Genomic DNA, 16021 nt, shown 5'->3' with positions numbered 1-16021 from the left:
TTATGATACGGAATTTATGGAACGAAGAATGGAAAAAAATTCAGTTTGATGAAAAAATTGCAGAAAAAGAAAAATTCAAAATTTCAAATTATGGAAGGGTTATCAATTGTAAAAACAAAGACAAAGAGTTTTTAAAAAAAGAAAGTTTTATAAATGGATATGCAGCGCTTTCTTTAAAACAAAAAGAAAATGGCAAAACTACGGGTAGGTATATTCATAAATTGATGGCAGAACATTTTTTAGAAAAAGAAAATGACGAGCAAGTTTTTGTTTTACACTTAAATTATAATAAAACAGATAATCGATTGGAAAATTTAAAGTGGGCAACTAAAAGAGAAAAAGAATTGCATCAGTTTAAAAACCCTGTATTTATTGAATCTAAAAAAAATAAAAAAACCAATTACAAGCTTACAGCCGGAAAAGTGAAAATAATAAAAAGGCAACTTAGAAATAACAGAACAAGAATAACCATGATTGCCAAAAGGTTTGGAGTTTCCGATATGCAGATACATAGAATTAAATCTGGAGAAAATTGGAGCCATGTTGAAATTTAAAAAACTAAAAAATAGTGTCAATCTGACACTATTTTTTTGTTGGCAACATTTTTGCAAATTAATCACAGACAATTTAACGATTACGAAAGAAATGAGTAAAAAAGATAACATCACAGAAGAAGAAATAAAAAACAAACAAGATACTGTTCAAGTTGAAGAAAATCAAGAAGTTGAGGCTGAAATTGTAAAAGAAGAACCTACAGCAGAAGAGTTAATTCAAGCTGAAAAAGATAAGTTTTTACGTTTGTTTGCTGAGTTTGAAAACTATAAAAAAAGAACTTCTAGAGAACGAATAGAATTATTTAAAACAGCAGGCCAAGAATTAATGACATCTTTACTGCCAATTATTGATGATTTTGAACGTGCGCTGACACATATAGAAGAAGACAAAGAAGCAGAAGAACTAAGAAAAGGTGTGTTGTTAATTTATCAAAAATTCTATAACACCTTAGAATTAAAAGGATTATCGAAAGTAGAAACCAAACAAGGTGATGTTTTTGATGCTGAAATTCACGAGGCAATTACACAAATACCTGCTCCATCAAAAGATTTAAAAGGAAAAATAATTGATTGTGTGGAAAATGGCTATAAGTTAGGAGATAAAATTATTCGTTATCCAAAAGTGGTAATCGGACAGTAAATAAATTACAATTAACAATACACAATTACCATTGATCATTGATTACTGTTAATTGATAATTGAATAAAAATGGCAAAACAAGACTTTTACGAAGTATTAGGTATATCAAAATCTGCTACTCAAGCAGAAATTAAGAAGGGATATAGAAAAATGGCAATTAAATATCATCCAGATAAAAACCCAGATGATAAAACTGCCGAAGAGAACTTTAAAAAAGCTGCAGAAGCTTACGAAATTTTAAGCGACGAAAATAAAAAAGCGCGTTATGATCAATATGGTCATGCAGGTTTTGAAGGCCCACAAGGCGGCGGTGGTTTCGGCGGCGGCGGAATGAATATGGACGACATTTTTAGTCAGTTTGGAGACATTTTTGGCGGCGGTGGCGGCGGTTTCGGCGGCGGATTTGGTGGTTTTGGTGGTGGCGGAGGCCAACGTCAAGCAAGAGTTAAAGGAAGTAATATGCGAATTCGTGTAAAACTTACCTTAGAAGAGATTGCCAAAGGTGTAGAAAAGAAAGTAAAAGTTCGAAGAAAAGTACAAGCAGACGGAGTTTCTTATAAAACTTGTACCACTTGTAGTGGTTCTGGTCAGCAAATGCGAGTTACCAATACTATTTTAGGTAGAATGCAAACAGCTACTACGTGTAGTACTTGTGGTGGTGCAGGAGAAATTATAAGTAGTAAACCGAACGGCTCAGATGCACAAGGTTTAATTGTAAAAGAAGAAACAGTACCAATTAACATTCCAGCCGGAGTAACAGAAGGAGTTCAATTAAAAGTAGGAGGAAAGGGTAATGAAGCTCCAGGTAAGAATTCTATTGCAGGAGATTTATTAGTGTTAATTGAAGAAGTTCCTCATGAATCTTTAAAAAGAGAAGGAACAAATATTCATTATGATTTGTATGTGAATTTTTCTGAAGCAGTTTTAGGAGCAAGCAAAGAAGTGGAAACTGTTACCGGTAAAGTAAAGATTAAAATTGAGGCTGGTACACAATCTGGTAAAATTTTAAGACTAAAAGGAAAAGGGTTGCCAAGTATAGAACGTTATGGAACAGGAGATTTCTTAATCCATATTAATGTTTGGACACCAAAAGAATTAAATAAAGAGCAAAGACATTTTTTTGAGAAAATGGCTGATAATGAAAATTTTACGCCAAGTCCAAATACGTCAGACAAATCATTTTTTGAAAAAGTAAAAGATATGTTTTCTTAAACTTTTGTTAATATTAAAATAATATTAAAATTAATATTGTTTATATTAAAAAAGGTTATATATTTGTATCGTTGTTGAGAAATCAGCAACACTTTTTCTTTTTCATAGCAATTTTTCCCACTCATTTATGAGTGGGTTTTTTTATGAATAAAGTTACATGAAACAATATTATAGAAAAAAAGCAGACTTATCTTATCGTCACATTTCGGTGTGAAGGAAAGTCCGGACACCAAAGAGTAGCATAGCGGATAACATCCGTCCAACGTAAGTTGAGGACAAGTGCAACAGAAAGCAAGTACAGTTCGGCTGTAGTGAAACCAGGTAAACTCTATGCGGTGCAATGCCATGTAAATTAGAGATTGAGAGCTTCTCGCTCGATTCTAAAGGGTAGGCAGATAGATTCTAAGAGTAATTTTAGAACTAGATAAATGATAAGAGTCCCAATATGGGAAACAGAATTCGGCTTACTAGTCTGCTTTTTTATAATATTTTTACAATTTTTTAGTAAAAACATAAAAAAACTTCTCTTTTATTGATTAAAATGTAACGTTTTTTAAAATAACTTTTATTTATTCATAAATACGTGCAATCTATTATTTATACTTTAATATTCATGTAAAAAAATGTAAGTTTGTCAAACTATAATTTACAAACAATTTTACGGTATGTCTTTTGAATCTATTATAATCAAAAGGCCTGCGGTAACTAAAGATTTCTTTCATGAGTATTTATAAAGATTACCTTAAGCAGATAGAAGAACGAAAAGAGCAAGGACTTCATCCGCAGCCAATTGATGGTGCTGAATTACTTAGTACAATCATTGAGCAAATTAAAGATTTGGACAATGAGTATAGAGAAGATTCTTTGAACTTTTTTATCTATAATGTGTTGCCTGGTACTACAAGTGCTGCTGGCGTGAAAGCAACCTTTTTGAAGGAAATTATTTTAGGAGAATCTGTAGTTGCAGAGATTTCTCCTGCTTTTGCCTTTGAACAATTATCTCACATGAAAGGTGGGCCTTCTGTAAAAGCTTTATTAGATTTAGCATTAGGAGCAGATACTGCTATTGCAAAACAAGCTTCGGATGTTTTAAAAACACAAGTGTTTCTTTATGAAGCAGATACAGCGCGTTTAGAAGAAGCGTATAAAAACGGAAGTGCTATTGCTAAAGATATTATAGAAAGTTATGCAAAGGCAGAGTTTTTTACAAAACTTCCAGAAATAGATGAAAAAATAGAAGTGGTTACTTTTATTGCCGGAGTTGGTGATATTTCAACAGATTTATTATCTCCAGGAGGTGATGCACACTCACGTTCAGACAGAGAATTACACGGTCAGTGTTTATTTGAGCACAATAAAGAACAACAAGCAGAATTAAAAGCCGTACAAGCACAACATCCTGATAAAAGAGTGATGTTAATTGCAGAAAAAGGAACCATGGGAGTTGGTTCTTCTAGAATGTCTGGTGTAAATAACGTGGCGTTGTGGACAGGAGTTAAATCGAGTCCGTATGTACCATTTATTAATATTGCACCGGTAATTGCTGGTACAAATGGTATTTCGCCAATTTTCTTAACAACTGTTGGGGTAACTGGTGGTATTGGTTTAGATCTTAAAAACTGGGTACAACAAAAAGATGCTGAAGGAAACACAATTCGTGATGCAGATGGAGAACCTGTTTTAAAAGAAGAGTATTCTGTAGCAACAGGTACAGTTCTTACCATTAACACAAAAGAGAAAAAATTATATAACGGAGATACAGAATTAAAAGATATTTCTGCAGCATTTACACCACAGAAAATGGAGTTTATGAAAGCAGGAGGTTCTTATGCTGTTGTTTTCGGTAAAAAATTACAAACATTTGCTTCTAAAGTTTTAGGAATTGATGTAGTGCCAGTATATGCGCCATCAAAGGAAGTTTCTGTTGAAGGACAAGGATTGACAGCTGTAGAAAAAATATTCAATAAAAATGCTGTTGGAACAACGCCAGGAAAAACATTACACGCAGGTTCAGATGTACGTGTAGAAGTTAATATTGTAGGTTCTCAAGATACTACAGGGTTAATGACTTCTCAAGAATTAGAAAATATGGCTGCTACAGTTATTTCTCCAATTGTTGATGGGGCTTACCAATCTGGTTGTCATACTGCTTCTGTTTGGGATGATAAATCGAAAGCAAACATACCTAGGTTAATGAGCTTTATGAACGATTTTGGTTTAATTACAGGTCGTGATCCTAAAGGGAAATACTTTCCAATGACAGATGTTATTCATAAAGTATTAAATGACCTTACAGTTGGTGATTGGGATATTATTATTGGTGGAGATTCTCACACTCGTATGTCTAAAGGTGTTGCTTTTGGTGCAGATTCAGGAACCGTTGCCTTAGCATTAGCTACAGGAGAGGCTTCAATGCCAATTCCAGAATCAGTAAAAGTTACTTTTAAAGGGCAAATGAAATCTTATATGGATTTCCGTGATGTAGTACACGCTACACAATCTCAAATGTTAAAACAATTTGGTGGAGAAAACGTTTTCCAAGGAAGAATTATAGAAGTTCATATTGGAACACTTACTTCAGATGAAGCGTTTACATTTACAGATTGGACTGCAGAGATGAAAGCAAAAGCATCTATCTGTATTTCTGAAGATGACACCTTAATAGAATCTTTAGAGATTGCAAAAGGTCGTATCCAAATCATGATTGATAAAGGAATGGACAACACTAAGCAAGTTCTTAAAGGTTTAGTAGAAAAAGCAGAAACTAGAATTGTAGAGCTTAAAACAGGAATTAAACCATCTTTAAGACCAGATGCCAACGCAAAGTATCATGCAGAAGTAATTATTGATTTAGATGAAATTGCTGAACCTATGATTGCAGATCCAGATGTAAATAATGAAGATGTTTCTAAACGTTATACACATGATAACATCAGACCATTGTCTTACTACGGAGGAACTAAAAAAGTAGACTTAGGATTTGTAGGATCTTGTATGGTGCACAAAGGAGATATGAAAATATTAGCTCAAATGTTAAAAAACATTGAAGCGCAACATGGTAAAGTAGAATTTAAAGCACCTTTAGTGGTTGCGCCTCCAACGTATAATATTGTAGATGAATTAAAAGCAGAAGGAGATTGGGATGTTTTAGTAAAATATTCAGGTTTCGAATTTGACGATAGCGCACCTAAAGGATTAGCACGTACAAAGTATGAAAATATGTTATACTTAGAGCGTCCAGGTTGTAACTTATGTATGGGGAACCAAGAAAAAGCAGAACCAGGAGATACTGTAATGGCAACATCAACACGATTATTCCAAGGAAGAGTTGTAAAAGATGATGGAGAGAAAAAAGGAGAATCATTATTATCTTCTACTCCGGTTGTCGTATTATCTACTGTTTTAGGAAGAACACCTACTATGGCAGAATATGAAGCAGCTGTAGATGGTATTGTTTTAACTAAATTTAAGCCATCTCAAAAACAATTAGTGAGATAGTCTAATATTATAAATTATTTTTAAAAAGTCTGAGTTGTATACTCAGACTTTTTTTTTGCTCATATTTCATTTTTTTATACGGAGGTTCCCATACCAAAAAAAGGTATGGTCGGGCTTTTTATTACAATCTTTTTGTTCATACTTCTCAAAAAGGATTTCCATTTCAATCCCTAACCCAAAGTAGATACTATTATAAAAACATTTGATATTTATAAAGAATAAGGTTTTATCAAAACTTTCTATTTCACTATCAATATTAAATTTTTTCTAAATAAAATTCAATTATAAAACTAGTATATATTTTTGTACCTTAGTGTACTTATAAATTATTAACAATTAAATTATATAAAATCTTATGGCATTTGATATTAATATGATTAAAAAAGTATATTCAACCGTTGTAGAACGTGTGGATGCTGCTCGTAAAATAACAGGAAAACCTTTAACTTTATCAGAAAAAATCTTGTATTCCCACTTGTGGGACAAAACAGCTAACAAAGCGTTTGTAAGAGGTAAAGATTATGTAGATTTTGCACCAGACAGAATTGCATTACAAGATGCAACCGCGCAAATGGCATTACTACAATTTATGCAAGCAGGTAAAAGCAAAGTGGCTGTTCCTACAACAACGCATTGCGATCATTTAATACAGGCTAAAAACGGGGCAAGTATGGATTTACAATCTGCTCTAAATACTAGCAATGAAGTTTTTAACTTTCTAGAATCGGTGTCTAACAAATACGGATTAGGATTTTGGAAACCCGGCGCAGGTATTATTCACCAAGTAGTTTTAGAAAATTATGCATTTCCTGGAGGAATGATGATTGGTACAGATTCTCATACCGTTAATGCTGGTGGTTTAGGAATGGTTGCTATTGGTGTAGGTGGTGCAGATGCAGTTGATGTAATGGCAGGTATGGCTTGGGAATTAAAGTTTCCTAAATTAATAGGAGTGAAGTTAACTGGTAAATTATCTGGTTGGACAGCGCCAAAAGATGTTATTTTAAAAGTAGCAGGTATTGTTTCTGCCAAAGGAGGAACAGGCGCTATTGTAGAATATTTTGGGGAAGGTGCTACTTCTATGTCTTGTACAGGAAAAGGAACTATTTGTAATATGGGAGCAGAAATAGGAGCAACCACGTCTACTTTTGGTTATGATGATTCTATGGAACGTTATTTACGTGCTACAGATAGAAGTGATGTGGCAGATGCAGCCAATAAAGTAAAAGAATATTTAACCGGTGATGCAGAAGTGTACGCAAATCCAGAACAATATTTTGATCAAGTAATTGAAATCAATTTATCAGAATTAGGACCACTATTAAACGGACCTTTTACACCAGATTTATCAACAAAAGTAGGTGCTGACATGACAAAAGCAGCGAATGCTAATGATTGGCCATTAAAAGTAGAATGGGGTTTAATTGGTTCTTGTACCAATTCTTCTTACGAAGATTTATCTAGAGCTTCATCAATAGCGCAACAAGCCATCGACAAAGGAATAAAAATGAAATCTGAATTAGGAATCAATCCTGGTTCTGAGCAAGTACGTTTTACAGCTGCTCGTGATGGGATTATTCAAATTTTTGAAAAATTAGATGCTAAAATTTTTACCAATGCTTGCGGACCTTGTATTGGGCAATGGGCGCGTTATGACGATCCTAAAAATGCACCGAAAAATAGTATTGTTCACTCTTTTAATAGAAACTTTGCAAAACGTGCAGATGGTAATCCAAACACGCATGCTTTTGTAGCTTCGCCAGAGTTAACAGCTGCCATTGCAATTGCTGGGCGTTTAGACTTTAATCCGATGAAAGATTCGTTAATTAACGAAAACGGAGAAGAAGTAATGTTAGATGAACCTACAGGTTGGGAATTGCCTCCAAAAGGTTTTGCAGTAGATGATAATGGATATTTAGCGCCAGAAAAAGATGGAAGTCACGTACAAATTGCCGTAAAAGAAGATTCTGAAAGATTACAACTTTTAGAACCTTTTACACCTTTAGGGAATAATTTAACAGGCGTTAAACTATTAATAAAAGCATTTGGTAAATGTACAACAGACCATATTTCTATGGCAGGCCCATGGTTGCGTTTTAGAGGTCATTTAGATAATATTTCTAACAATTGTTTAATTGGAGCTGTAAATGCCTTTGGAAAGAAAACTAATTTTGTTAAAAATCAATTAACAGGAGATTTTGGTGGTGTGCCAGATACAGCAAGAGCTTACAAAGCTGCAGGAGTAAAATCTATTGTTGTAGGAGATCATAATTATGGAGAAGGTTCTTCTAGAGAGCATGCTGCAATGGAACCAAGACATTTAGGTGTTGCGGCTGTTTTGGTAAAATCTTTTGCTCGTATTCATGAAACCAACTTAAAGAAACAAGGAATGTTAGGGTTAACATTTGCCAATGAAGCAGATTACGATTTAATTCAGGAAGATGATACGTTTAACTTTGTTGATTTAAATGCCTTTGCACCAAACAAACCATTAACCATAGAAGTTGTGCATAAAGACGGTTCTAAAGATATAGTGATAGCAAATCATACCTACAATCAAGGACAAATTGAATGGTATAATGAGGGTTCTGCATTAAATTTAATTAAAAAAGAAAACGCTTAAAATTTAAGTAGTTACTTATAAAACTCTCGATGCTTTTCGAGAGTTTTTTTTGTTATTATAGAAATTATGTATAGTGAAGAATTTAATCAGTTTTTAAATGAAATATCAAAAGAACCTTTACACGTAATTGATGCAACTAATTCTTTAGAAAGTTATTTTCCGATACTAATTTCATCAAAGAATAAAGATTTGCAAAGTTTTGATATTTCATCTTCTGCAGCATGGGAAATATATATAAATTCTTTTTTAAATAAACATAAAGCAAAAATTGCTTTTGGAGGATATTTAGAAAAAAGAAATATTTATGATAGAAGTGATTATTTTAAAAATATATCAGAAAATGAAAAAAGAAATATTCATTTAGGGATTGATTTATGGTGTTGTGAAAAAACCAAAGTTTTGGCTGTTTTAGATGGAGAAGTACATAGTTTTAAAAATAATAATAATTTTGGAGATTATGGTCCAACAATACTATTAAAACATCAAATTAAAAAAGAAATATTTTATACCTTATACGGTCATTTATCATTAAAATCCATAGAAAGTATAAAAATTGGAGATACATTTTTAAAAGGAAATAGCATTGGTTTTTTAGGAGATTCATCAGTAAACGGAGATTATGCGCCACATTTACACTTTCAAATCATTAGAGATTTACAAGATAATTTTGGCGATTATCCTGGAGTTTCATCCAAAGAAAATATAGCATTTTATAAGAAAAATTGTCCTAATCCTAATTTATTATTAAAATTAGTGAGGTAAGTTTAACGGGTAATTATAGGGGTATAATTTCCCTTATCTATTATATAAAATTTAAATTTTAGTATCTTAAATGTTTCAATTGGCATTCGTTTATTTTGAAGATAACAAAACAATAGAATACAGTTATATTTTTTTTTTGATACTTCACAAAGAGCTAAATATTATATTTAATAACAGTGCATATCTAAGAATAAAAAAGATAAGAAGTTGCATTATTATTTAACAAGTAATTAAGTTTCTATATCTTTGATTCTGATGAAAAAAGTAAAAATAATAGAATGTCCTAGGGATGCCATGCAAGGAATAAAATCTCATTTTATATCCACAGAAAAAAAGGCATTGTATATTAATGCTTTACTAAAAGTAGGGTTTGATACCTTAGATTTTGGAAGCTTTGTTTCTCCAAAAGCAATTCCGCAAATGAGAGATACCGCAGACGTTTTATCAAAATTAGATTTGTCTAGAACTCAAAGTAAATTGTTGGCAATTATTGCGAATATTAGAGGTGCAGAAGATGCCTCAAAATTTGAAGAAATAGATTATTTAGGGTATCCTTTTTCTATTTCAGAAAACTTTCAAATGCGTAATACGCATAAAACAATACAAGAATCTATAGAAACTTTAGACGCAATTTTAAATATTGCAGATAAAACAAACAAAGAAGTTGTTGCTTATTTATCTATGGGATTTGGAAACCCGTATGGAGATCCCTGGAATGTAGAAATAGTTGGCGAGTGGACAGAAAAATTATCTAAAATGGGTGTAAAAATTTTATCTCTTTCGGATACAGTTGGTAGTTCTACACCAGAGGTGATATCGTATTTATTTTCAAATTTAATTCCACAATACACAGAAATTGAGTTTGGTGCACATTTGCACACAACGCCAGATAAATGGCATGAAAAAGTAGATGCCGCTTATAAAGCCGGTTGTAATCGTTTTGATGGAGCCATTAAAGGATATGGAGGTTGCCCAATGGCAAAAGACGAATTAACAGGGAATATGCCAACAGAAAAATTATTGAGTTATTTTACGGCACAAAAAGCAGATACAAATATAAAACCAATGAGTTTTGAAAGTGCTTATAATAAGGCTTTAGAAGTATTTATTTAGTCTAAAGTTGTAAAGTTAAAAAATATTATAAGCATGAGTTTTTATCAAATTGAAAATTGTCACTATAAACGCGGTAGAAAGGTTATTTGCGACCAAACATTATAATTGAATAAAAATGAAATACACAAAATCACTTCTATACTTTTTATCAATCTTATTTTTTGCTTCTTGTCAAAAAGATGATCAGAAAATAGACTTTACTTTTTTACAACTAAATGATGTGTATGAAATTGCACCAATTCAGGGTGGAGAATTTGGTGGAATGGCAAGAGTAGAAACCGTACACAAAGAATTACTGCAAGAAAACCCAAATACGATGCTTTTTATGGCAGGAGATTTTTTAAATCCGTCTTTATTAGGTACCGTAAAAGTTGAAGGAGAAAGAGTGCGTGGAAAACAAATGATAGAAGTAATGAATGCTATGAATTTTGATTTGGTGGCGTTTGGTAATCATGAATTTGATGTTTCTAAAGAAGATCTTCAAAAGAGATTAAATGAAAGTAATTTTCCTTGGATTTCTGCCAACGTAAAACTAAAAACAAAAGAAGCTGCAATTCCTTTTTATAAAGAAAGAAATGGAGAAAAGCACGCTGTTGGAGAAACTTTTATCAAAGAATTTTCTGATGCTGATGGCACAAAAATAAAAGTAGGTTTTATAAGTGTTTGTATACCGTCTAACCCAAAAGAATTTGTAGAATATGGCAATATGTTTGTAAAAGCAAGAGCTTCTTATGCAGCTATAAAAGATGCTGTAGATGTTGTTTTTGGGTTAACACATGTTAAAATAACAAATGATAAAAGAATTGCAAAATTGTTGCCAAATATCCCTTTAATTATGGGAGGTCACGAGCATGCAAATTCTTATGATAAAGTAGGTAATGTTATTATATCTAAAGCAGACGCAAACGCAAAAACGGTTTATGTTCATAGGATTTCTTATGATAAAAAAACAAAAAAAACAGTAGTAAAGTCTGAATTAAAAGAAATTAATAGGACTATTAATTCTGATAAAAATATTGGGGAAATTGTTTATAAATGGCAATCTATTTTGACATCAAAAATTAAAGAAATTATTCAGAACCCAGATGAAGTTATTTTTAAAGCGTCAACAGCATTAGATGGTAGAGACGCGCCCATTAGAAGTACCCAAACAAATTTAGGACAAGTCATTACAAAGTCAATGTCTTTTGCCAATAATAATGAAGTAGATTGTGCTTTAGTAAATGGTGGTTCTATAAGAATAGATGATGTGTTGGAAGGAAATATTACAGCAGTAGATATTTTTAGAGTGTTGCCTTATGGTGGGGCAATTCTAAAAGTAAAATTGAAAGGAAGGTTGTTAAAAAGGGTTTTAGACTACGGAGTCTTAGCAGCAGGAACTGGAGCGTACTTACAACGCTTTAATGCGGAAAAAATAGGTGAGAAGTGGATGATTAAAAACAAAGAATTAAATAGTAACAAAGTGTATACAGTTGCTTTTTCTGACTATTTATTAAAAGGGTTTGATATTCCTTTTTTATCAACAAAGAATAAAGAAGTACTTAACGTAATAAAACCGAAAGAAACAGAGATTTCTACGGATATTAGAAAATCTGTTATTGCTTATTTTAAATCTTTGTAATATTATTTCATTGATTATCTGTTAGTTGGTTGTTTTTGTTTTCTTTTATTTAAATTAAATCTAAATAAATTTTGTGTAACTCAATTGGAGTTTTATATTTGCACGAAAATTAACAAACTATTTATATTTAATCTAAATAAAGATGAAAAAAGTTATTCTATCGTTAGCAATTGTAGCTACATTAATTTCATGTAATAATAACGATAACGACAATCCAACAGTAGCACCTGCTACCTATAGTTTTGAAAGAAACGGATCTTCTACAGTAGATTTTAACGGACAAACTACTAGAATTAAAATGGGAGGTGAGTTTACAAGTGCACTTACCACTACAACAGAAACAGTTGCTACTTTAAACGCAAAATTTGCACACTCTGAAGGAGATGCTGATTTTTCTGATGCTGATTTAAATGCTTCTTCAAAAAGTTTAAGAAGTAAAACGGCTGCATCAACAGATTTTTATGCTGCAAATACTACAGATGCGAATGCTATAAAAAACCAATTTGATACATGGATTGCTGCACAGGTAAATGATGTTTTTCCTAACTGGAATACAAATGCTGCAGCAGGTGTTGCAGGTCAAATTCAACAAGCTGGTGGTGGTTCTGTAAGATATGTAAATGAAAAAGGTATTGAATACAACCAATTAATTGCTAAAAGTTTAATTGGTGGTTTAATGGTAGATCAAATTTTAAATAATTATTTAAGCACTGCGGTTTTAGATGCAGGAACACTGAAAGCAGATAATGATGCAGATGTATTATTAAGTGGTGAAAATTATACTTCTATGGAGCATAAATGGGATGAAGCTTTTGGTTATTTATATGGTAACGAAGACGATATTGCTTCTCCAACATACGAAGCAGATAAGTTTTTAAATGAATATGTGGGTAAAGTACAAGAAAATACAAATTTTTCTAGTATTGGTTCGGAGATTTACAATGCCTTTAAATTAGGTAGAGCTGCTATTTCAGAAAAAGATTACACAACTAGAGATGAACAAATAACAATATTAAAAGAAAAGATTTCTATTGTAATTGCAGTAAGAGGAATTCATTATTTGCAAAGTGGTAAAGCTCAATTAGCAATAGATAAAGCGTCTGCTTTTCATGCATTATCTGAAGGACTTGGATTTGTTTATAGTTTACAATTTACTAGAAAACCAAATTCTATTGAACCTTATTTATCTAAAACTGAAGTAGAAGGACTTATGACAAAATTACAAGCAGGTAATGGTTTTTGGGATCTTACAGATGCAACTATAGACGAGGTTTCAAATGCTATTGCAGATAAATTTAGCTTCACATTTGAGCAAGCTTCATTATAATTGAATTTGAGGTAATTAAATAGGAAAAAGCAATCATTTACAATTGCTTTTTCCTATTTTTGTATCTTTATTTAGAATAAATAGAAATAACATGTTTAGAAAAATTTTACTCCTTGTAGTTTTAATTGGTGTAGTTTATAGCTGCTCATCATCTGACGAAGCGGAACCAACCGTCAAAGATAGTTTTGATAGAAATGCAATGCTTGTTAATATTGCAGACAATATTATTATTCCTGCTTATGATGATTTTAGCACTAAATTGGCAACATTAAAATCTGATGGAGAAACGTTTACAAGCAATCCTAATCAAACTAATTTAGAAACATTTAGAGCTTCTTGGTTACAAGCATATACTACTTGGCAACAAATAGAAATGTTTAATATTGGCAAGGCAGAAGAGTTGCAGTATTCTTTTTATATGAACATTTATCCTTTAACGGTAACAGATGTAGAAACAAATATTTCTAACGGAACCTACGATTTAGATAGTGCTAACAATCATGATGCGCAAGGTTTTCCTGCTTTAGATTATCTATTGTATGGTGTTGCAGATTCTGATACAACTATATTGGCTAAATATACTACAGATACCAATAAAGAAAATTACAAAAAATATATTACCGATGTTTTAAATCAAATGAATACGCTTACAACAAGTGTGGTTTCAGATTTTAAAGCTCAAAGAAATAGTTTTGTTGCAAGCACTCAAAATACAGTAACTAGTGTTGTAAATAAGCTAGTAAACGATTACATTTATTATTATGAAAAAGGACTGAGAGCAAATAAAATAGGAACTCCTGTTGGAAATTTTTCGGCAACTCCGCTACCAGAAAAAGTAGAAGGGTTTTATAGTAAAGTGTATTCTAAAGAACTGGCATTAGAGGCTTTAAGTGCAGTAGAGAATTTATTTGAAGGGAAACATTATAATTCAGCTACCAAAGGTATTTCTTTTAGTAATTATTTAATTGAATTAGACAGAGCAGATATTTCTACAAATATTATCAATCAAAATACAGTTGCTAAAACGCAAATAAATACTTTAAATGCAAACTTTTACGAGCAAATAAATACCAATGATGTTGCCATGACAAAGGCGTATGACGAATTGCAAAAAGTAGTAATTTTATTAAAAGTAGATATGTTGCAAGCTTTTAATATTAGTGTAGATTATGTAGATGCAGATGGAGATTAATACAGCTATAATAAACTAAAATAAACCCTGAAAATTTACAAATAAATAAGTTTTCAGGTTTTTTTATTTTGATGAAATTTTTAAAGTACAATTTTAAAGAACAAACAAATGCAGCTCCATTAGCTGTTTTTCGTTTGTTTTTTGGTTTCATGATGTTTGTAAGTATCTTGCGTTTTTGGGTTAATGGTTGGATAGAGAAACTGTACTTAGAACCAAAATTTCATTTTTCTTATTATGGTTTCAGTTGGATAAAACCTATTGGAAATTATACCTATATACTATTTATTATTTGTGGTTTATCCGCCCTTTTTGTAGCTTTTGGTTATAAATACAGAATGGCAATTATTACATTTTTTCTATCGTTTACCTATATAGAATTTATGGATAAAACCACCTATTTAAACCATTATTACTTTATAACTATTATTAGTTTTGTGCTTATTTTTTTACCCGCAAATGCCATTTTTTCTGTTGATAATTTACAAAATAAAAAGAAGTATTTAAACATTCCAAAATGGACTATAGACATCATTAAACTCCTTTTAGGCGTTGTTTATTTTTATGCAGGTTTGGCAAAATTAAATTCTGATTGGTTGTTTAGAGCAATGCCTTTAAAAATATGGTTGCCATCAAAATATGATCTTCCTTTCATTGGGAACAATTTTATGCAACAAGAGTGGTTTCATTTTGCCATGAGTTGGTCTGGCATGTTGTACGATTTAACCATTCCGTTTTTACTATTATACAAAAGAACCCGAGTATTTGCTTTTGTTTTAGTTGTCTTTTTCCATGTTTTTACACGGATTTTGTTTCCAATTGGTATGTTTCCTTTTGTGATGATTATTTCTACATTAATATTTTTTGATGCTGGTTTTCATCTGAAAATAATAGATTTTATAAAGAAATATATCTTAAATGTCAGTTCAAGTGATGTAGAAAAAGAAAAAATAGTATCGAGAATTCCTTTAATTATCGAACAAAACTATACATTTTCAAAGATCAAAAGAAAAATGCTAATTCCGTTTTTAAGTTTTTTTTTAATCATTCAATTGCTTTTACCTTTTAGATATGTATTATATCCAGGAGAATTATTTTGGACAGAAGAGGGCTATCGATTTTCTTGGCGCGTTATGTTAATGGAAAAAGCAGGAATGACTAATTTTAGAATTGTAGACACTAAAACGGGCAATTCTTTTATGGTTGATAATAAAGATTTTTTAACCAGTTTTCAAGAAAAACAAATGAGTTTTCAACCCGATTTTATATTAGAATATGTGCATTATTTAGGCAATCATTTTAAAAGTCAGGGGCATAAAAATATTGCTATTTTTGCAGAAAGTTACGTAGCATTAAACGGACGATTAAGTACAAGATATATAAACCCAAAGGTAGATTTATATCAACAGAAAGAAAGTTTTAAACACAAAGATTGGATTGTTCCGTTTTCATCAAAAATAAAAATTAAAGGACTTTAAGTAT

General features: G+C 31.5%; 11 protein-coding genes and 1 other RNA gene. All 12 read left to right on the top strand.

The annotated features are described in order from the left end of the window. The first annotated feature begins 2 nt into the window (after nucleotides 1-2). The 12 genes from ACSHW5_RS08440 to ACSHW5_RS08385 all read left to right on the top strand — a co-directional run bounded on the left by ACSHW5_RS08440 (nucleotide 3) and on the right by ACSHW5_RS08385 (nucleotide 16017). On the top strand, nucleotides 3-554 hold the full coding sequence (locus ACSHW5_RS08440; protein WP_435675682.1) for an HNH endonuclease: 552 nt from the start codon (nucleotides 3-5) through the stop codon (nucleotides 552-554). A gap of 91 nt (nucleotides 555-645) precedes the next feature. Continuing rightward, entirely contained in the window at nucleotides 646-1194 is a 549-nt protein-coding gene (locus ACSHW5_RS08435; RefSeq protein WP_435675681.1) for a nucleotide exchange factor GrpE, read from the top strand. 69 nt (nucleotides 1195-1263) lie between these two features. Next, nucleotides 1264-2406 (top strand): molecular chaperone DnaJ, encoded by a 1143-nt coding sequence (gene dnaJ / locus ACSHW5_RS08430; protein ID WP_435675680.1) that lies wholly within the window; start codon nucleotides 1264-1266, stop codon nucleotides 2404-2406. Between the two features lie 178 nt (nucleotides 2407-2584). After that, an RNA gene (gene rnpB, locus ACSHW5_RS08425) (RNase P RNA component class A) lies at nucleotides 2585-2889 on the top strand. Between the two features lie 237 nt (nucleotides 2890-3126). Then, nucleotides 3127-5904 carry a bifunctional aconitate hydratase 2/2-methylisocitrate dehydratase gene (locus ACSHW5_RS08420; RefSeq protein WP_435675679.1) on the top strand — a complete coding sequence of 926 codons (2778 nt, stop codon included), beginning with the start codon at nucleotides 3127-3129 and terminating at the stop codon, nucleotides 5902-5904. Between the two features lie 355 nt (nucleotides 5905-6259). Further along, complete coding sequence (locus ACSHW5_RS08415) at nucleotides 6260-8527, top strand: aconitate hydratase (RefSeq protein ID WP_435675678.1); 2268 nt, start codon at nucleotides 6260-6262, stop codon at nucleotides 8525-8527. A gap of 66 nt (nucleotides 8528-8593) precedes the next feature. Beyond that, complete coding sequence (locus tag ACSHW5_RS08410; protein ID WP_435675677.1) at nucleotides 8594-9289, top strand: peptidoglycan DD-metalloendopeptidase family protein; 696 nt, start codon at nucleotides 8594-8596, stop codon at nucleotides 9287-9289. A 255-nt stretch (nucleotides 9290-9544) separates the two neighbouring features. Further along, nucleotides 9545-10402, top strand: coding sequence for a hydroxymethylglutaryl-CoA lyase (locus ACSHW5_RS08405; RefSeq protein ID WP_435675676.1), 858 nt, complete (start codon nucleotides 9545-9547; stop codon nucleotides 10400-10402). Nucleotides 10403-10517: 115 nt separating this feature from the next. Continuing rightward, nucleotides 10518-12023 carry a bifunctional metallophosphatase/5'-nucleotidase gene (locus ACSHW5_RS08400; RefSeq protein ID WP_435675675.1) on the top strand — a complete coding sequence of 502 codons (1506 nt, stop codon included), beginning with the start codon at nucleotides 10518-10520 and terminating at the stop codon, nucleotides 12021-12023. Nucleotides 12024-12165: 142 nt separating this feature from the next. After that, a complete protein-coding gene (locus ACSHW5_RS08395) occupies nucleotides 12166-13350 on the top strand; it encodes a DUF4856 domain-containing protein (RefSeq protein WP_435675674.1) in 1185 nt (394 codons plus the stop codon). Nucleotides 13351-13441: 91 nt separating this feature from the next. Continuing rightward, on the top strand, nucleotides 13442-14542 hold the full coding sequence (locus tag ACSHW5_RS08390; RefSeq protein ID WP_435675673.1) for an imelysin family protein: 1101 nt from the start codon (nucleotides 13442-13444) through the stop codon (nucleotides 14540-14542). A 71-nt stretch (nucleotides 14543-14613) separates the two neighbouring features. After that, a complete protein-coding gene (locus ACSHW5_RS08385; protein ID WP_435675672.1) occupies nucleotides 14614-16017 on the top strand; it encodes an HTTM domain-containing protein in 1404 nt (467 codons plus the stop codon). The last annotated feature ends 4 nt before the right edge of the window (nucleotides 16018-16021 follow it).

The organism is Polaribacter sp. (assembly GCF_051251875.1).
Classification (GTDB): Bacteria; Bacteroidota; Bacteroidia; order Flavobacteriales; family Flavobacteriaceae; genus Polaribacter.
The sequence above is the reverse complement of the archived record's forward strand: the minus strand, read 5'-3'. Positions and strand labels throughout refer to the sequence as shown.

Bases quoted from the DNA above. Each gene is read 5' to 3' on its own strand.
- ACSHW5_RS08420 (WP_435675679.1), top strand. From the start codon at position 3,127: ATGAGTATTTATAAAGATTACCTTAAGCAGATAGAAGAACGAAAAGAG.
- ACSHW5_RS08395 (WP_435675674.1), top strand. From the start codon at position 12,166: ATGAAAAAAGTTATTCTATCGTTAGCAATTGTAGCTACATTAATTTCA.
- ACSHW5_RS08385 (WP_435675672.1), top strand. From the start codon at position 14,614: ATGAAATTTTTAAAGTACAATTTTAAAGAACAAACAAATGCAGCTCCA.
- ACSHW5_RS08410 (WP_435675677.1), top strand. From the start codon at position 8,594: ATGTATAGTGAAGAATTTAATCAGTTTTTAAATGAAATATCAAAAGAA.
- ACSHW5_RS08415 (WP_435675678.1), top strand. From the start codon at position 6,260: ATGGCATTTGATATTAATATGATTAAAAAAGTATATTCAACCGTTGTA.
- ACSHW5_RS08400 (WP_435675675.1), top strand. From the start codon at position 10,518: ATGAAATACACAAAATCACTTCTATACTTTTTATCAATCTTATTTTTT.
- ACSHW5_RS08405 (WP_435675676.1), top strand. From the start codon at position 9,545: ATGAAAAAAGTAAAAATAATAGAATGTCCTAGGGATGCCATGCAAGGA.
- ACSHW5_RS08440 (WP_435675682.1), top strand. From the start codon at position 3: ATGATACGGAATTTATGGAACGAAGAATGGAAAAAAATTCAGTTTGAT.
- dnaJ (WP_435675680.1), top strand. From the start codon at position 1,264: ATGGCAAAACAAGACTTTTACGAAGTATTAGGTATATCAAAATCTGCT.
- ACSHW5_RS08390 (WP_435675673.1), top strand. From the start codon at position 13,442: ATGTTTAGAAAAATTTTACTCCTTGTAGTTTTAATTGGTGTAGTTTAT.
- ACSHW5_RS08435 (WP_435675681.1), top strand. From the start codon at position 646: ATGAGTAAAAAAGATAACATCACAGAAGAAGAAATAAAAAACAAACAA.